Annotated in this window: 15 protein-coding genes; 9 read left to right on the top strand and 6 right to left on the bottom strand. The window is 46.2% G+C overall.

Features of this window, described 5'->3' with window-relative positions; translation table 11 throughout:
* Positions 1-133: 133 nt before the first annotated feature.
* The gene (locus tag BLV22_RS12000; RefSeq protein ID WP_176967764.1) at positions 134-1,237 is read left to right on the top strand and encodes an AbrB family transcriptional regulator; all 1,104 of its coding nucleotides are present in this window, start codon (positions 134-136) and stop codon (positions 1,235-1,237) included.
* 48 nt (positions 1,238-1,285) lie between these two features.
* Here BLV22_RS12000 and BLV22_RS11995 read toward each other — a convergent pair whose 3' ends face one another.
* Entirely contained in the window at positions 1,286-3,232 is a 1,947-nt protein-coding gene (locus tag BLV22_RS11995; RefSeq protein WP_091615681.1) for a DUF2075 domain-containing protein, read from the bottom strand.
* A gap of 136 nt (positions 3,233-3,368) precedes the next feature.
* Between BLV22_RS11995 and BLV22_RS11990 the strand changes: the two genes are divergently transcribed.
* A complete protein-coding gene (locus BLV22_RS11990; protein WP_091615678.1) occupies positions 3,369-5,096 on the top strand; it encodes a plasmid pRiA4b ORF-3 family protein in 1,728 nt (575 codons plus the stop codon).
* 39 nt (positions 5,097-5,135) lie between these two features.
* Here BLV22_RS11990 and BLV22_RS11985 read toward each other — a convergent pair whose 3' ends face one another.
* On the bottom strand, positions 5,136-5,738 hold the full coding sequence (locus tag BLV22_RS11985) for a TetR/AcrR family transcriptional regulator (protein WP_091615676.1): 603 nt from the start codon (positions 5,736-5,738) through the stop codon (positions 5,136-5,138).
* A 206-nt stretch (positions 5,739-5,944) separates the two neighbouring features.
* Between BLV22_RS11985 and BLV22_RS11980 the strand changes: the two genes are divergently transcribed.
* Positions 5,945-6,706 (top strand): SDR family oxidoreductase, encoded by a 762-nt coding sequence (locus tag BLV22_RS11980; protein ID WP_091615673.1) that lies wholly within the window; start codon positions 5,945-5,947, stop codon positions 6,704-6,706.
* A gap of 94 nt (positions 6,707-6,800) precedes the next feature.
* On the opposite strand, the gene BLV22_RS11975 is transcribed toward BLV22_RS11980, so the two are convergent.
* Positions 6,801-7,673, bottom strand: coding sequence for a YihY/virulence factor BrkB family protein (locus BLV22_RS11975; protein ID WP_245724088.1), 873 nt, complete (start codon positions 7,671-7,673; stop codon positions 6,801-6,803).
* A gap of 758 nt (positions 7,674-8,431) precedes the next feature.
* On the opposite strand from BLV22_RS11975, the gene BLV22_RS11970 reads away from it, so the two are divergent.
* From BLV22_RS11970 to BLV22_RS11960, 3 genes are all read left to right on the top strand, one after another.
* A complete protein-coding gene (locus BLV22_RS11970; RefSeq protein WP_091615671.1) occupies positions 8,432-9,130 on the top strand; it encodes a Na-translocating system protein MpsC family protein in 699 nt (232 codons plus the stop codon).
* 294 nt (positions 9,131-9,424) lie between these two features.
* Positions 9,425-10,492 carry an ATP-grasp domain-containing protein gene (locus tag BLV22_RS11965; protein ID WP_091615667.1) on the top strand — a complete coding sequence of 356 codons (1,068 nt, stop codon included), beginning with the start codon at positions 9,425-9,427 and terminating at the stop codon, positions 10,490-10,492.
* Between the two features lie 52 nt (positions 10,493-10,544).
* Complete coding sequence (locus tag BLV22_RS11960) at positions 10,545-11,642, top strand: M20 family metallopeptidase (protein ID WP_091615665.1); 1,098 nt, start codon at positions 10,545-10,547, stop codon at positions 11,640-11,642.
* Positions 11,643-11,674: 32 nt separating this feature from the next.
* Here BLV22_RS11960 and BLV22_RS11955 read toward each other — a convergent pair whose 3' ends face one another.
* Together BLV22_RS11955 and BLV22_RS11950 are read right to left on the bottom strand one after the other, a co-directional pair.
* Positions 11,675-12,757, bottom strand: a complete 1,083-nt coding sequence (locus tag BLV22_RS11955; protein WP_091615662.1) for an alpha/beta hydrolase — start codon at positions 12,755-12,757, stop codon at positions 11,675-11,677.
* A gap of 231 nt (positions 12,758-12,988) precedes the next feature.
* Positions 12,989-13,570, bottom strand: coding sequence for a hypothetical protein (locus BLV22_RS11950; RefSeq protein WP_091615659.1), 582 nt, complete (start codon positions 13,568-13,570; stop codon positions 12,989-12,991).
* A 466-nt stretch (positions 13,571-14,036) separates the two neighbouring features.
* Here BLV22_RS11950 and BLV22_RS11945 point away from each other — a divergent pair, with 466 nt between their 5' ends.
* The 3 genes from BLV22_RS11945 to BLV22_RS11935 all read left to right on the top strand — a co-directional run bounded on the left by BLV22_RS11945 (position 14,037) and on the right by BLV22_RS11935 (position 16,978).
* Positions 14,037-14,513: a universal stress protein gene (locus tag BLV22_RS11945; RefSeq protein ID WP_091615657.1), complete on the top strand. Its 477-nt coding sequence runs from the start codon at positions 14,037-14,039 to the stop codon at positions 14,511-14,513.
* Between the two features lie 45 nt (positions 14,514-14,558).
* Positions 14,559-16,016, top strand: coding sequence for a DUF2254 domain-containing protein (locus BLV22_RS11940; RefSeq protein WP_091615654.1), 1,458 nt, complete (start codon positions 14,559-14,561; stop codon positions 16,014-16,016).
* A gap of 245 nt (positions 16,017-16,261) precedes the next feature.
* Positions 16,262-16,978: a Na-translocating system protein MpsC family protein gene (locus BLV22_RS11935; RefSeq protein WP_091615651.1), complete on the top strand. Its 717-nt coding sequence runs from the start codon at positions 16,262-16,264 to the stop codon at positions 16,976-16,978.
* A gap of 276 nt (positions 16,979-17,254) precedes the next feature.
* Here the strand turns inward: BLV22_RS11935 and BLV22_RS11930 are convergent, their stop codons facing one another.
* Entirely contained in the window at positions 17,255-18,376 is a 1,122-nt protein-coding gene (locus BLV22_RS11930; RefSeq protein ID WP_091615648.1) for a PQQ-dependent sugar dehydrogenase, read from the bottom strand.
* Between the last annotated feature and the right edge of the window lie 236 nt (positions 18,377-18,612).

The raw sequence follows: 18,612 nt of genomic DNA, 5'->3' as shown, positions 1-18,612 counted from the left end.
TCGTACCATGTCAAAGCGCAGGTCTCATCTTTCGTCTTTTTTCCTTCTGTACCCCTGCTGTTCTTCGAAGCCTGGTTGTTTTATGCTACAATCACCTTAATCTATGCTACTAATCAATAAAGAAGGTCTTTGTATGTTTTCTGGCTCTAAATGTGTGCAGCCGGCCTGGCTGCGTCTTTTTGTTACTGCAGCAGCTGCCTGCGCCGGCGGCTTTTTCTTTTCCGTGCTGAATATTCCTGTGCCCTGGCTGCTCGGACCGATGGCGGTCGTTTTATTTCTTTCGAAGCTGCCCCGCTCACAGATGTACTGGCCGCAGTCCCTTAGAAACACCGGATTAATAATTGTCGGTTATACGATCGGACTGGCGTTTACGATGGAGACCTTTTACCAGATCGGCTCCCAGCTGCCAATGATGATTGGACTGACGATGCTGCTTCTTTTATTTTCCGGATTTATGGCCTTCGGGTTTGCTTCTCTTTCCGGGGTCTCCCTGCCCACGGCTTTAACCGGAAGCATTCCGGGAGGCCTCTCCCAGATGGTGACTCTTGCGGAAGAAGAAAAGCAGATTGATATTACGATCGTGACCTTCATGCAGGTAACCCGGATTATTTTAATTATGTTTTTAGTCCCCGTGCTTGCGGTGAGCCCCCTATTTACGGACGGAGATGCGGCGTCCGGAGGCAGCTCCGTCCAGACAGCGGCCTCCTGGGACGGTCTTTTCCCTTCAGCGCTTCTGTTTCTTGGCCTCTGTCTCACCGCAGCCTGGACTGGACAAAAGCTCCGGCTTCCGACCTCCTATATGCTTGCTCCCATGCTTGTAATGATCGGTGTTACGCTTACCGGTCTGCAGGCTCCGGCTCTCCCGGTTGTTATAACGAACGGAGCCCAGCTGTTGATCGGCACTTACTTCGGTCTGCTGCTCCGGCCCGAACAGCTTCAGAAGAAAGCAAGGATTGGAGCACTGACCGTAGCCGGCGGGGTCGTCCTGATTGCTGGAGCGTTCAGTCTAAGCCTGATTTTGGAGCACTTGCACCATGTTTCTCCTGCTACTGCTTTACTAAGCCTCGCGCCTGGCGGCATGGACCAGATGGGGATTATCGGCCGGGAGGTGAACGCTGACATTTCAATTGTCATCTGCTACCAGCTGTTTCGCATTCTGTTCATTTTTATAGCTGTTCCCCCAATCCTTCGGTGGCTGTTTAAATGGATTAGAAAACGCGAGGCGTTGAAAACGTAAAAGTATCCCTTTTGCCTCTTGCCAGGGCTGGGGGATACTTTTTTAAAGTTATTCATAACCGGAATAGTTTTCAGCTACCTCCAGGTCCTTTTTGAAAAAACTCTCCGGCCTGTACCCGAGCTCCGTGAGCGCCAGCCGTTCTTTAAAATACTGCTCAAGCTCTTTATCTGTGCAGTAGATAAAGCATCCTTTCTGCCCTCTGGTCATTAACGTCCGATAGGTGTTCCGGATAATTTCGTCGGCAAGCTTTCCGGCTTGTTCCGGATCTTCCTTCATCATCTTTTTGATCCCGCGCAGCGACTGATCGGTTTTGGCCCTTTTCGTGTAATCCGTCTGCAGCTCCCCGTCCCGGTACACAAGATCATCCCCGATAATGACGCCCACATAATCGAATTCGAGTCCCTGGCATGTGTGAATGCAGCCCGCTTCTGTGACTGATCCTGCATCAATGGCCCACGTATTGGAGGTGTCGAGGTTCCAGCTGATGCCAAAGCTGTGCTCTGGAAGTGTAATGTCGTGCGCGTCCGAATAGGCCCGCTCCTTTTTCGGCCATTCCCAGCAGTACCCGGCCACGAGCCTTGCTTTGTTGTTTTGTTCATTCAACTCAGCAATCGTTTCGTACAATTCGTTTGGATCACTGAATACCCGGAAATCGTAATCGCGTCCCATAAAATGTTCATTGGCTGTTTCCCGGATGCCGAGCGTATCGTCCACCCAGGCCAGGTAGCCGTCGGAGCCATTGCAGCGGAACTGGGAGGCAAGCTTCATCCGGTGCAGGACGCCTGCTGCCTCCTCGGTGAATCCTTCGATTTCCTTCGTCGTCCCTACGTCCTTTAAGGTAACCCGCTGGTGTTCATCCATAAAAAATACCGCCAGCTTCGACGTATGGATGATTTCTTTCATCTGGTTTTCTCCCAGATTTTGAAACAAACCGGACTTTTCATTTAAACGGTGGGCTTCATCTACGACCAGCACGTCCAATTCATCCTTCGGACGGTCCACGTAGCTGCCTGAACCCTTGAATAAATTATCGATATGGGTTTTGCGGTAGTCCTGCTTTAGTTTATTCGCATACACATTTCGCGGCGCTGAATTTTTTGTTACATACTGCACGGTTTGATTTCTATTTGTCAGCTCCACCAGCAGATTCACCGCAAGCACCGATTTTCCCGTACCCGGGCCGCCTTCAACGACGAGTACCTGCTTGGTATTCGTACGTTTGGCTTCTTCTGCAAGCTGCAGGGCTGTTTCGTATACGACCTTTTGGTCATCAATCATCAGAAATTCATCGTTTCCTGCGAGCATGCTGTTCAGCGTATCCTGAAGCGATTTCGACGGACGGATTTTTCCTTTTTCGATTTTATAAATATTCTCTTTATTATCTCCGTGCGTCAGGTATTGTTTAATAAATGCGCGCAGCTTCCCCGCTCCTCCCTTAGCAAACACTGGCGCCTGCTCCACATAATAGGTGTAGACGTCATCGGTGAGCGGTTCATTTTCCGGCTGTAAAAGATAGTTATGCAAATACGCGCACGGGTGCAGCTCAATATGGTCCTTTTGAACATTTTCATTATAATCTTTAATAAGAGAGGCGTATGACCAGGCCTGATAGGAAGGATGAGTTGTTTCCACCAGTCCGCCACCCATCGCCGTTTTAACGATCGCTTCTTTCCCTTCAATTTTTTCTGCCCTGCTCCACTGCTTCAGCTCGACAATAACGATAGCGGGATCATTATTATTCTTGCCTGATATTAAAAAATCCACCCGCTTCGACGTATAAGGAATTTTAAATTCGATCGCGACTCCGGCATTGTCCGGAATTTCGTCATCCATTAGCACCCGGTACATGTACTGCATCGAATTATCCCAGGACCTCACCTCTGCTTCGTTGATTTTACCGACCTTGGACGTGTAATTGCTGCATATGTTGGTAACCAGTTCATCGTGAAAAACATCTTCAAGAAATTCTTGTTTATTTGCTTCGTAGACAATCAAGGCCGAAGCTCCTTTCAGCTGGCAAAATGAGTACAGAATGATTCTGTTTTTTCTATAGTATCACGCGTGAAAAGCTTTTCCTTTCCCTTAAATATTTCTGCTAGACTGTAGATACAATCTTTAGGAGGTGCCTACATTGAAACTACAGTTAAAAGTACGGCTTATGGACACGAAACCTCCCGTCTGGAGAAGATTTGAGCTTCCTTCTTCGTTTACTTTTTTTGATCTGCATAACTTAATTCAGGCAGCTTTTTTATGGGAGCAAAGCCACCTGCACACCTTCCGCCTGCAGGCCAGCAGTGATATAAAGCACCAGGAATATAAGAAAAAGATAAAATATTTCGAAAAAGATGTTCTTGAACCAATGAAAAGCGCCCGCTCAATGGACCAGGACGAGTACCTGCAGATGAAGCAGCGAATGGCGCCGGACCGGCCTGCCTTATATGAAATTACGAGCATGGACTTTCCGGATATGGAAGAAAAACCAGGCGTATTCGATGAACGAAATGAAACGATCTTCGACTGGCTCTGGAAAGAGGGGCAGAGGATCACCTATTTATATGACTTTGGAGAGGACCACGGGCACGAGATTCTGCTCGAACAAATCATAACCGGGGAATCTGCTGACCCTTCCCCTGTGTGTTTAAACGTGACAAAGCCCAATCCCCGTGCAGAGGTTTCTGATGAGGTATGGCGGACGCCGAAAGGAAATTTCAGCGAAACAAGGTTCCGCCATTACTTGAACGACCTGCTTTACTTCATCGAAAACGCCGGCGCTCCGAAGGATGCGGACTGGGATAAGCTTGTTCCTCTTCCCGGGGTAAAGGAGAACGACCTTGCCACACTGGAGGAGTGGGCGGACCTGTTTGATGCAGCCGGGGAATTCAACTGGGAGGCCCCCTGGAACGATATTGCCTCTGCCGACCTTTTCGGCTTTTTGCTTCCGGAAACCGGAGAACGGTTTATTGCCAGCGTGCTCGGAAATGAACAGGAAGTCTACGGGCTGGGACTGTACTCAGGAACTACGGGAGAACAGGCTCTATACAGACAGTTTTTTGATCCGTCGTTTACTGCCGGTGAATTGGAAGCACTATTTTTATCATTTGACGATCTCGAGGAATTGGAGCCGGCCGATCACGAGCTTGTCCTTCAGACCGGCTATGCCTTCTACGAGCATGAACACTGGCCGACGTTCAGAAGGCTTGAGCCAGGAAAAGCCCCCCAGTTTTTAAAAGCACATGAACTTTTTGCCTTTTTGCATATATTGCCGCTCATTCCAATGGTTCTGGATTATTTTAACTCCAATCCCCTCGCCTTGAACGGAGCCGAAACGAACATGATTCCTGTATTCGACGAGGGGGAGATGCGAAATTCCTACGAAAAAGTTCATAATGTACGCCTCGAGCCATTGTTTTCTATGGATTCCGGTGGTCAAAGCCCACCAGCTGCAAAGACTTTCGAGTCCCTAGACAATGTTTCCTTAGAGAAGCTTCCCATGCGGAATACTTATCTATACGGAGGCATATTCAAGGTGGATTCCGTTACCCTCGGCAATTCCTCATCAGGATCCCCGGTTCATCTGTGGATATGTATGTTTGTAGACAAAACATCGGAAATAGTGCTCTCTCACGACATTGCCACCAGCCAGGAAGACGCTTCAGAGCTGTTCGTGCAAAAGTTTAACCAACTATGCCTGAATACCTTCCAGGGAGTACCTAAATCGATCACCGTTACCGGCTCTAAAGCAGCTTCTTCTTTAAAAACGACAATCTCACGTGTGCCGACTGTAATGCATACGAAAAAAAGAATTGCGGTGCTTGAAAATCTCGTAAACGATTTAATCAAACAGCTTTCCCGCTACTGACCCAGTATGCGGGCCTTTCTTTTATAATTACATCATCGGTCAGTTTTCAGCCTTAAACACAACCTCAGCAGGACGGTTTCTAATTATCAATAACAGCTGCTCAGCCATATAATCCGGCTTGTGTTCAAATCCTCCGTGCACCCATTCGACAATCAATCCAAAAATGGCGTGTGAGTGATAGCCGGCCTGGAGCCTTTGGTCGATGCCCTCGTCCCCTGCCGCCTGTAAAAGATCCTCGAGTACGAGCCCCCGGAGTATAGAGACTAGTTTGTACTGAAAGCCGGTCAGCATGTTTGAGGCAATAACAAGCGTATAGAAATGGTCATGCTTCAAGACATGCTCGAATATTTTTACCGAAGGCGCCGTTAGTTCCGGAAGCTCGAGCATTGCTTTACTTTTATATGGCTTTCGAAACGCTTCTTTTAAATCAGCGGTAATCTCATCCATGATATCTTCGAGCAGCTGTTCCTTGTAGTCATAGTGTTTATAAAACGTTCCCCGGTTAACATCGGCCCGTTGGACAATATTTGTAATGGTGATGGATTTAAAATCCTTTTCCTCCATCCATTCAAGCAGTGCCTGCTGCATTGCTTTTTTTGATTTTTTTATTCGCCGATCTGTTGTTTCAGAGGATAATTTCATATGTTTCCCTTTCCTCTCTACTGTAATTTTAAATTTATAAACAAAAAGACCGGAATTTGTTTGCTAATCAACAATATACGCTCTCTTTGATGATTGTAGTTAAAAACCTGCGTCTATTATACTACAAATAGAACTAATTTATTGAACAGGTGTTGATTAAATAATTATTTTGTAAGCGAATACATTAATGTGGAGGAGGAAAAGAGATGAAATTACATGAAAAAGCAGCCGTAGTAACTGGCGCTGCATCGGGAATGGGGAAAGCAATCGCTGAACGATTCGCTGCTGAAGGAGCAAGGGTAATTGTGGCAGACGTGAATAAGCAGGGAGCTGAGGAAGTGGCGGCATCGATTACGTCACAAGGCGGCGTCGCTCAGGTGGTGGAGGCGAATGTAACGAAGCCCGAGGACATCAAAAACATGATCGATTCAGCCGTTAACGCTTACGGCACACTCGATATCCTGGTTAACAACGCCGGGATTATGGATGGAATGGAAGCAGCCGGAGACATTAGTGATGAGAAGTGGGACCTGCTGTTTGATATTAATACGAAAAGCGTGATGCGTGCCATTCGTTACGCGCTTCCCATCTTCCTGAAAAAAGAAGCAGGTGTTATTATTAATACCGCCTCGACAGGCGGCTTGAACGGTGCTCATGCCGGAGCGGCCTACACGGCCTCGAAGCATGCCGTCGTCGGTCTGACTAAAAACACAGGCTTTATGTATGCAGACAAAGGCATCCGCTGCAATGCTATTGCTCCGGGAGCGGTCCAAACCAATATCAGCTCTACGATGAAGGATGTGAGTGAATTCGGCGCTTCCCGGACCCAGAAAACCCAATCCCTCATTCCGCGTGTCGGGCAGGCAGGCGAAATTGCGAACGCAGCGCTGTTTTTAGCTTCCGACGATGCAAGCTTCATCAATGGCACGGTATTAACCGCAGACGGCGGCTGGACGGCAGGTTTTTAAAAAACCGTTATCCACATCCTCAGCAGAGCATAAAAACGGTCCCGGGCAGCAGCCGGAACCGTTTTTATTTAATGTTGATTTTTAAATTCAGGAGCTATGAGCTGGACTTCTCGTGCTGGACAGTTTTTTGTGCTCTGCTTCTTCGGTCCGTACCACTTTTTCTACGGTGAAAAATAACGTTCATCTCTGCACCAATCATAAGCACGAGACCGGTCAGGAAAAACCAAAGCAGCAGGATAATGACACCACCAAGGCTGCCGTAGGTAGCCGAATAGTTTCCAAAATTGCTGACGTAAAAGGAAAAGCCTAGCGATACGATCTGCCACAAAAGCGCAGCAGTTAACGAGCCAACCAGTATTTCCTTCCACTTTAATGTTTTATTTGGAGCGAACCGGTACAACAGCAGAAGCATGAGTGTCATAACGGTAACCGCAATCACCCACCGGAGCACCTGAAATAAAATCTCTGTCTGCGCCGGAAGGCCGAGAACAGAGCTGATCATCGAAATCAGAACATTCCCGAATATCGGAAGCACCAGGGCCACTACAATGGTCAGGATCATACAGATTGTAAGTGCAATGGCGATCAAACGCACTTTAATAAACGAGCGTGACTCCTCTACATCATAAGCTTCATTGGAGGATTTAATAAACGCATTAATGCCATTAGAGGCAGACCAGAGTGCACCGAGCAGACTGACTACAAATAAAATGCCACGCGGTTCCTGTACCAGTGTTGTAATATTTTCCTCAAACAAAGAAGCAGTATCCGACGGTGCGACGGTTCCTATAAAGCTGACTACAGAGTTAGGATTCAAATTTAATAATGGCAGAATCGTCAACGCAAAAATAAGCAGCGGAAAAATGGAAAGAATATAATAATACGCCTGGGCAGCGGCAAGCAAAGGCACATTATCTTCTTTAAATTCAGTCATCAGGTCTGAAATGTATGGCTTTATTTTTTTCACATGTGTACGTCCTTTCCCTAAATAGGATAGCTTTTATGAATACCGGATGCCTTTAAAAATAAAACGATTCCTGAAATAGATTTCCTGTCGCTAAGCTCATTCTCCTTTGGTTTATTAATTGGTGCCCTTGAGCCGGCACCTGCTTTTGAAGCAATAAAAAAAGCCAGAAAAAGAGCAGATCTTTTTCCTGGCTTACAGAACAGCTGGAACTGTCTGTTGCTGCCGATACTATTTAGTTATTGCTCGTTGTTTGTTTACCTTTCCAGAGAGCAATCGAAACGTATTATTTTCTGCGCATCAAATAAGAAGCTGAGTCTTCTCATAAAAGGCTCCAGAAATCGTTCTTTTCAACGCCTCCCCCAAAGCATAAAAAACTCTTCCTGCCGGCGTAGGAAGAGCTTTTTCTATGGAGAAGCCACCATTCTATGTGCCTTCCATCTATTATAATACGCTCCTCCCCTTTCAAAGTAAAAGAGAACGCTTAAATACGAGACTCCGGGGATTAAAATGAATCATTCTAATTATTTTTTTGGAACTAACCTGCTGCTCATACAAATTTTACACTTTTTAGTTTCTATGTTTAACAAGGTGTTATTTGACTTGTAAACAAAGGTGTTTTCTTATATTCGAAATTTTAAAAGGTGTTTAGTTGCAGATCTTTAGTCTTAAAAAACCGAAAAAACGTATATAAAAAGCTTATTTATCAGTATAATGGTAATAAGTTAAGAAGAACCCCGTTTCTTAAAAAAGGAGACCTTATGGAACAACAGCAAACCGAAGCCCAGATGATTGCAGCCTATACCGGTAAAGCGTTGAGGGATCACTTTGGAAAAGGCCCGGTTAATATCCATGTTTCGTTTAAACGGCCATTTTTAATTATGAACGTGAAAGATTTTTTAGGACCGATGGAAAATATTTTATTGCAGCAAAATGAAGAACAGCGCGTTGCGAAATCAAGAGAGTTTATTATGCACGAATTTTGTCCCCGGATTCAGCCGGACATTGAAGATATGATAAATGGAATAATTAAAGAGTGGTACTTTGACTGGAATTTAAAAGCGCACAGCGGCATGATCTGGGCCATCATGGATGAAGAACCGCCAAAAAAGTTTCCGTGGCCGGGAGAGCTCAGTCAAAAGGCCTTCGAAAGAAAAATCGTGAATCTGAGTATTAAAGGCCAAAAGGAGCCCGAATATACGGAAGCTTATTGGATTGATGAACGCTCGATTATGATTTACCGCTCCGGTGTGTTTGTTGAAATTGAGAAAGAACTCATTCATGCAGGCTTTGGAGAGCAGCTCAAAATTGCCAAACGGCCAATGGAACGTCGGCTGTTTAAAGAAGAGCACATGGAGCCGATTCTGCAGAGAAAAATCACGGACGTTTTCACCGACTGGAATTTTAGTGCAGATAAAGGGTACATGGTGCTCGCGCTGGAGCCGGAAAAAAAGAGATAGCCTGCCACGAGGCATATTGATACTTCAGTCTGGTTTATAAGCTATGCTATAAAACGAAACGTTTAGGGCGGTCGCGAATAAGGTATAAGTGACATTAGTCAAACACTTATTATTGCGGCAGCAATGTTTTGAAATAAAGCAAAACATGAGCCGAAAAGGTACCAGTGCCTTTTCGGCTCTTTTTTATGCTCATGGAAAAAGTTAGCAGACTAACAGTTTCCTTTTCACACTGCCCACAGAAATTTTATTAGTCGTTAAGACTGTACACTATATATCTAAAATGGAGGTTCCGCCATGAATATACTATTAACCTCGGCAGCACGCCGAATAGATTTTGTTCAGTTTTTCCAGGAGGCGATGAACGGATTAAATATCGAAGGGACAGTCATTGTCACTGATCCGGACCCGGGGGCCCCAGCGATCCAGCAAGCAGACAGATCTTATATTACGCCGCACCAGACGGATGAAAACTACCTGGACACGATCCTGTCGATCTGTGAAGATGAAGCGATTAAAATGCTCATTCCATTAAACGACTGGGAAATCACCAAATTTGCAGAATCCCGTCATGAAATTGAACAATTGGGGGTAAGAGTTTTTACTCCGGAGGTTTCCACTGTGCAAGCGATGAGAGACAAGCATCAATACCGGGAACTTCTTGGCAGATTCGGTGTAGCGGCACCAATTTCTTACCTGACGGTGGACGACGCAGCGAAAGGAATTGAAAACCAGGAGGTCGCCTGGCCGCTGATTGTTAAACCGCGCAACGGCTCGGCTTCGGTCGGCATTAACATTGTCTCCTCTGTTGAAGATATGCAGTTTGCCTACAAACAGGCGGTAGACGCGGTCAAAAACAGTCCGATCGCTGATGATTCTATTCATGATTCCGAAGATAACATCGTGATTCAGCAGGTCGTGGATGGAGAGAAGTACAGTGTTGACATCGTTAATGACCTGGAAGGAAATTATTTAACCACTCTGGCCCTTAAACAGCTCGAAATGCGCGGAGGCGATGTGGATAAAGCAATTTCTGTAAAGAATCAAGCGCTTTTGGATGTTGGCCGGAAGATCGGAGAAAATTTGAAGCACATCGGCTACATTAATACAGATGTGTTTTATGATGGCCACGACTATTACGTGATTGATATTAATCCAAGATTTGGAGGCGGATACGCCCACTCACACGCTGCCGGCGCGAATATTCCTTCAGCCTACATCGCTTTGGCCGCAGGCAAAGAGCTTCATCCGGAATGGCTGAATGACAAAGAAAACATTGAACTTGCACGATTTGACAGCGTCGTAAAAATTGATAAAAACAAAGGAATTCATACAGCTCCAGATGAAACCTCATCCACCGTATAAACAATGCGTCCTTTTTTCAATATGATGAAACACTTTCGCGAGGAGGCTCAGAATGAATGAAACGATTCCTCTCCTAAAAGCATTAATCAGCTACAATACGTCGAGTCTTTCTGGAGTTAATGAAGCAATGGAATTCTGTAAAAAATGGATGGAAGATCGCGGCCTGGCGGTCCAAAAACATGAAAACAACGGACATTCCATGCTCGTATGCGAGATCGGAAGCGGGAGTCAAACCCTGATTTTCAATGGCCACCTGGACGTTGTCAAAGGCAAAGAAGAGCAGTTTGCTCCCTACGAAAAAGACGCAAAGCTTTACGGGCGCGGTTCGGCAGACATGAAAGCCGGGCTTGCGGCTATGATGTCTGCGATGGTGCGCCTGAAAGAAATCCCGCCCGACTGCAAAGTACAGCTGCAAATTGTTCCCGATGAGGAAACCGGTGGCCGTAACGGCACCGGCTATTTAGTTGATACCGGTCATAAGGGAGATTTTGTTATCTGCGGAGAGCCTACTGGCCTGGGAATCGCTATTCAATCCAAAGGTGTTCTGCAGCTTGATATTACTGTCACCGGCTCCTCCACGCATGGCAGCCGTCCGTGGGAAGGAGAGAACGCGATCGAAAAAGCATTTGCGCTCTATGAGCGTATTAAGCAGCTCCCATTTTCCCGGGAACGCTCAGAATTATACGCCCAGCCTTCTATTAACCTGGCCAAAATCCAGGCCGGCACCGTCTATAACAAAGTGCCGGCCAAGTGTGAATTTTCGCTTGATATCCGCTACCTGCCGGACCAGTTGCCGGAGGATATTTTGCAGCAGATTAACAGTCTATCCGAGGATGAAGTGTCTGTGCATATCTGCAACGATCCCGTAAACACGGAAGTCGATAACCCTTATGTAAAAACATTATCCGAGTCCGTCACCCGCCACACCCAGCTTGAAAAGGTTAATATTTTCGGTCAGCATGGTTCTTCGGACGGCCAGTATTTTACAGTTTACGGCGTGCCTGCCGTAGAGTTCGGGCCTGTCGGTTACAACTGGCACGGGGACAACGAACTCGTCTACACGAGCTCCATCCCTGAATACGAGAATATTTTAGTGGATTTTGCCGGGAATTTTTCTTCCGTGCAGCCGCCAGTATTCAATAACGATTAAAAATAGGAGCGGCTTGGCTGCCGCTCCTATTTTTAATTGCTTTGCGTATTTTTTTGAAGCACTTCCCGAAAGTGGGCAGCCGTTTCCCGAATGGCATCAGCAGCCTGAGGATAATAGCCCAACTTCTTTAAAAACGTGTGAGCCATCCCTTTATATTCAATGTAGCGTACCAGTTCCCCCTTCTCCTGAAGCTTTCTCGTGAATTCCTCTCCCTGTGTACGGAGAAAATCAAATTCAGTCGCAACAAGCGTCATCGGAGGATAAGTAATGTTTTCCTTACTCCGTAAAGGGGATACGAGCGGCTGATCGAGCTCTTCAAGATCTGTGACATACAGCGATTGAATAAAAGAAAGCGACTCCCGCATTGTCACAAGCTCCTGGCGCACAAGCTCTCTGTCTTTGCCCGGATTGTACTGTTCCATTTTCCGGACGCCTCCGGACACATCGGATAAGTCCAACAAAGGAGACAATAGGCTCATGTAGCAAATGTCCCAGGATTTTTCACGGCTTAAGTGATAAACGCCAAGTGCCAGATTCGCTCCAACACTGTCGCCCACCAGACCCACACTCCCCGTATCTGCACCGAATTCATCCCGGTTGTCACATACATAGCGCACGCTGTCAAAGCAGTCATTCAGCCCTTCTGCATATTTGTGCTCCGGTGCGAGCCGGTACTCGACTGCGACTACTACAGCTTCCGCCTTTTCGGCCAGCAGTTTGCATATATTGTCCATTACTCTTTCGTCGCGTTCAAAGAAGCCGCCACCATGAAAGTAAACGAGCATCGGCCTGGTGCTTTTTGACCGATTATATACTTTCAGTTCTAAGTCCCGGCCCTCTAAAGACACAAGCTTGGTTTCCATGCGAATATTGGAGCTTAAATCCTGACTCTGTTGTTCTTTACGGCTGCGGATGATTTCAAGATCATCATACGTCATCGGACGTCTAAGCCCTGGATCGGATTCCTGCTCCAGGAATTGTTTTACTCTTGGATCAAGCCCTTCTTTATCTTCCATAAACGGTATGCTTTTTGAAACTATTTCTAAACTTCCCTCTTTCACGAAGGATGCTTTTTCTTCTAATCGATGAACAAGTTCTTCATGGTTGTGATCCATACGTGTCAAATCCCCCTAGTTGAGAATAAAACAAACTATATTATTGCACATTCCGTTCTTAACTACCATTCCCGGAAATTTATTTATTCACGCTTTATAATACATTGGTTCAAATTCAGATTAACCCTCTGAAAAATTTTCCCCGCAAACGGAACAATCGAAACCTGAATTGAAACTCTGTCCTTAATACGCAAAAGAAGGACGCCTGGCACGGCATCCTTCTTTTTGTCTTTAGTCTTCCGGCAAGCGGTTCACCTGCTCGAGTACTTTATCGCTTTCGGAAATACTTCCATTATCAAAGTGGGTGGCACCGAACAACGGAGCCTCGTCATAATCGTTAACGTATTCATCCAGGTCATGATAAATACGGTGTGTCCACCGGGCAGCCTGCTGAACGCTTTCCTTGTCGGGGTTTTCTTCAATCACCTGCTGCCAGCGGACAGCATTATTGAAATCCTTCTGCAGCTGTGGATCCTCGATTTTGTCTATTACTTCTTCAGTATCTTCAATCCGGGTGCTCATATCGCCGAAGTCGTCTCCTGTAAGGTTGTCGATGGCTCCGTAACCGGTTCGCTCGTTCCAGTACCTATGGGACTCCTGTATATGATTGCTCACTTCTGTATGTATACCGGAAACGTCTTCTGTCGCTTCCTTCGGCTCTTTCAACGCGATGCCGTCCTCCGTCGTATTCTTTCCCAGGCTGAACGGAGTAAAGAAGTGCAGCAGCGCGAGCACCCCCGGTACAACCAGAAGGCTGACTCCTGCGATTATGCCTGCTGTTTTCAACGATAGTTTTATGATGAACTCCCCCAACCGTTATCTCTTCCCTGATAGTGTACCTGCTGGACCCGTTCATCGGCAAGCGATACCACTGATCAAAAATATGTTTTAACCTTTCCACTTCCGGTAATATTAATATTATGATAAGATCTTAATTGGTTATTTCATTAAAATAAATCAATACGGCAGTAATGCTTAGATATAAAGCTAAAGCATAAGCCACAAATGAGGGTTTCCTCCTTTGTGGTTTTTTTTATGAGACGGCCCTCTCTCCCAGGGGTTCTGATTTCTATAAAAGCAGAGCCTTTTTCTACCGTTCCCGGTTTCCGCTTTACTTTTCTTTCTTTCCGAAATACCAAAAACAATATTGATTCACCAAATATTCGATGATGGCAGCAATGTTGGGATAATAAAGCCCTTTAACATAAGCCAGAAAAAGAAGCTTTTCTTTTTCTGGCTTTTTTATTGTCAAAATTCGTCTGTAGAAAGGAAGAATGCTATGAGTCGTTATAAGCAGATACTAGTTGGTCTCGATGTCCTGGAAACTCCTTCATACGATGCTTTCGAAGAAGCCTGTGCTATGGCTCTTGAACACGGGGCATCTTTAGTACTTGCTTTTGTTTTCGATGAACACCGGTATGCGAATTTGCAGCGCATCGATCCTAAAGGCGTGCGCCACTTAAAAGAAAAGGCCGGTTATCGCCTTCAGGCTTACAAAGAAGAGGCAGAGCTTAAGGGTGTTACAGATGTTGAAGCAGTGGTTGATGCCGGTGTTCCGGAAAAACGATTGGCCCGTCACCTCTGTTTTACGTACAGCCCCGATTTAATCCTCGTCGGAGAGACCGGAGGCCCTGCTTTCGAACGTTTCCTTCGCGGCAGAAGATCCCGGACTGTAGCCAGTAAGGCTGCCTGTGAGGTACGGGTGGTGCGGAACAGCCAGCTGGCTTCATTAGATGCCTACCCGCGAACAGAATAACGTGAAAATTTGATTACATTATGACAATAAAGAAAGGAGGCAATTGTGCATCGCATAACGCCTAAATTCATCAAAAAAATACAAAGCATGTCCAAAAAGCAGCGTTGGTATGAACTCCGTTCCAGCCTATGGCCGCTCCCCATAATCTATACCTTGCTTGCAGTGATGGCAGCTTTTGCTGTCTACGGTATTGAGTTTGGCCTTCAGCCTGTGCTGCCCCTGGGCTCATTTCTCACCGCTGATTATGCATTAACTGAAATGATTTACAGTACACTTGCTTACGGCGTATTAATGATCCACGCGTTTACGTTCAATATGATTTTAATCGTTTTAACCAGCTTTTCCGGTCAGTTCACGCCCCGCGTTTTGTTCAGCTTTATTGCAGACCGCCGGACTCTGCACGCCATTGGCATTTTTAATTTATCTTACTTTTATATACTTCTTGGCTTTTTTATGCTGAACCCTTCCGTGAGCGAATACGTTATTTTTCCGGTACTCGGGGTCATTGCAGCTTCAGTATCTGCGATCAATTTTATTTTGTTTATTAATCATGCTGCCAAATGGATGCAGGTGGCTAATCTCACCAATAACCTGAATGAACGCTCGCAGAAGACCATTACTGCTACAAATGAACATGATTTACAAGAACACCGTCCCTTTCCGCAGAAGGAATACCGTCTTCCCCAGAAGTCGCCGGTTTATTCCATTGCCAGTTCCTCTGGAGGCTTTTTGCAGCTCGTTGATTTTAAACGACTGATTACTCAAGCGGAAAAGGATGGCCTCGTTGTGTATCTTGAACGAAGGGTTGGCGATTACCTGCTCGAAGGCGATACGCTCTTTTCATATCAGAGGTACGACGAAAAGCCGAAGACGCCTGTAAATGAGCAGACGTACCTGCAGTTTTTGTTTATCGGCCACAAAAAAACAGAAATGCAGGACATGAATTTCAGCGTAAGAAAATTAACGGAAATTGCCTTAAAAGCCATCGGAAACAACGAGCCCTCCACCGCGGAGGATGCTGTCTACCAGCTCGCTGATTTAATCAGATCCATTTCCGGCACTGCCGTCCACAGACCATATCTTGTCGATGAAAAGGACGAGGTACGGGTCGTGATGAAGGAAAGTACTTTCGCCTATTATGTGTACGCCGCCTTTTCTCCTATTGCAGAGGCCGCTAAAAAGGATATTAAAATTACCAATCGCGTGCTTGAATCTCTTCATCTGTTAGCTGATTCCCTCGGGGGAGAAGCAGCAGGAGTGTGCTGGCATTATGCCGAAAGCATTGCCTGGAACTTTGAAGGCAAAATAACGTTTGATCATGACCAGAACCAATGCTTCAGCTACCTCCGGGCTATCTCCAAAACAGCCGGACAGCGCGGTGCCTTCAACGTTCTTATGGAAAAATTCGAAAAAGGCAGGCAGATGGAAGAAGAAACCGCTCCAGCTTCCCCGCCTTTATACGGCCATGAACAAAAACGTGAAAAAGTCTTCAGCGATGCTTAAAGCTGTTTTCCTGCATGAACCCCGGGTATAAAAATAAAAAGTTGTATCGTCCAATCGCTCTATAACCGGGCTTTTTGTATATTACTCCGGGGAGGTGAAGCTGTTGATTATTCATGGTGGCAGCCCTGTCACCACCTGTACGTTATAAAAGCTTCAGGTGCTGCGATTTTTGAGACTTTATCGCGGCTATACTTAATCAACTGCAGCAGTTAATAAATTCAAGACAATGAACAAGAGGTGAAAATATGGCCGAACATTCTGCGCCTGCACAAATAGAAGAACAACAAAAACAAATCGGAAGCTACCTCGGCAGAGTGCTTCGCGATCATTTCGGCAAAGGACCGGAGTCCGTCTATGTGAGCGTCGACCCCTGCTGTATCGTCATGCATATACGAAAATTTTTATCACCTATTGAAAAAGTGATGCTCGACCAAAGGGACAAAAGTGCCGTGGAAGAATTAAGGGAAACCATGATGGCGAAAATGCTGCCTGAAATTGAGCATTACATTTCCACTCTCATGGATATTGAAGGCTGGGAGTTTTATTTTGACTGGAACATTGAAAACAAATCGGGCGTCATTACCGGTTTTCACCCTGATAAACTGAAAGAAAAGCAGGAAAAGAACCGCACGCCGCGCCAGGAGAACATTAAACATGCGATTCAGCGTGTCAGTGAAGAAGTGGGAAAAAGTCCTGAGGAGATCACAGTCCATCCTGTAAACGAACGAACCATGCTCGCCGTACGTACCGGAGGCCTGATTTTAATTGAAAAAGAACTAATCAGAACGGGGCATTTGGACATTTTAAAATCGACGAAGCGTCTTCTCGAAAAAGAAGAGCTTTATAAAGAAAAATTTGGTTCTATCTTCGGTACGACGGTCCACGATATTTTCGTAGATTGGGATTTCGACCGCGACCGGAGCCTTGTCGTCTTCATTACGGATCCTGCAGAAAAAATATAAAGCCGGTCAGCATTGATTTTTTACAATAAAAAAGACTGAAGCAGGAGAAGTTTTCTGCTTCAGCTTTTTTTATTACCCTTTTATCCTTTTATACAAAAAATTAATGTAAAAGCCCGGGAAGCAGCGAATCGAACCTTTCTTGAACCACAATGTTTAATTCCAGGCTTTTGAAAATCCATTTATATTTCTGCTCCATTCGAAAAAGTTATGCTTATTTTGCCAAAAAATTGCTGTTCAGCAGTACTGCCTGCCAAACAGCGAAAATATTTTAAATCATTATTCACCTGGAGTAAGCCTCAGCAGACGGTCATCGTTTTCTGCCGGCGTACCTCTTCCATCTGTGTTGTTTGTAAGAACATAAACGTCTCCATCTTCGGTTTTAACGTCCCGGAGCCTGCCTTCTCCTTCAAATACAGCATTCATCTCTTCCGCTTCTTCGTCATAGGCGTACAGGCTCTCTCCCCGGAGTCCAGCTGCCAGAAGAGTATCTTCGAAAAAAGCCGTGCCGGAGGGTGCCCATGTAGTACTTTCCGATTGAATCACCGGTGTTTCCAGTCCTTCTGCTGATTCACTTCCAGTGATTTCCGGCCATCCATAATTATTGCCAGACTCGATTACGTTGATTTCATCCTGGGCATTCGGCCCGTGCTCCGAGCTGTACAGCTGGCCATCGCTGTTCCATGCGAGTCCCTGCGGGTTCCGGTGGCCGTAGCTGTACACATACGAATCCTCAAACGGATTGTCCTCCGGCACTTCTCCCTCGACCGTCATTCGCAGTATGCTGCCAGCCAGGCTGTCTTGATCCTGTGCAAGCGAAGGCTCATCCGAATCTCCGGCGGTGGCGTATAAATAACCATCCGGCCCAATTTCAAGCCGGCCCCCATTATGGATCCGGCTCCCCGGAATGTCATCAAGCAGTATCTCCGTTTCATTCCATTGGCTGTTTTCGCGTTCCACAGCAGCCACTCTGTTGGCGAGCGTTCCATTATCCTGACGGTACGTATAGTACGCATAGCCTTCCCGGGAGTCAGCAAAATCTTCGGCCAGCACAAAGCCAAGCAGGCCGCCCTCCCCTTCGTTCGCTACTTCATCACTCGTATTAAGCGAAAGGCGCTCTCTTTCTCCCCCGTTCACCTCGATCACGTCACCTCCGCGGTTGGTCATATAGTACGTGTCTTCGTGAATATTTAACGACCACGGGACGTCGAGATTTTCCGCCATCACTTCTACGTCCCAGTCTTCTGTCTGAGCTTCAGTAACCGAACCAGCAGCCTCCTCGGTCTCTCCAGCATTTTCCTCCGGCTGTTCGTCATTTTCCTCTGCACTGCATCCGGCAAGAAACGCTGCCCCGAAGATTAGCAGACTGATTGTATTTTTTCTGCCCGGATAAATTATCATTATTCATCCCCCTTTCATGGAAACAGGACACCTCCCTGGTCAACACGCATTCTTATCATAATACTATCATAAAAAAACGCCCCGGCTGTCCAAAGGCAGCCAGGGCGGATAATCATAGTTTGCCGGGCCGGAGTGCTTACACTTCGACCGCGTTTTTCAGTTCTTCCACATACTGCTGCGCCGTCTGCGCCGCGAGCGAGCCGTCGCCGGTCGCCGTCACGATCTGGCGCAGGAAC

The sequence above is a fragment of the Marinococcus luteus genome (assembly GCF_900106595.1).
Classification (GTDB): domain Bacteria; phylum Bacillota; class Bacilli; order Bacillales; family Marinococcaceae; genus Marinococcus; species Marinococcus luteus.
The sequence above is the reverse complement of the archived record's forward strand: the minus strand, read 5'-3'. Positions and strand labels throughout refer to the sequence as shown.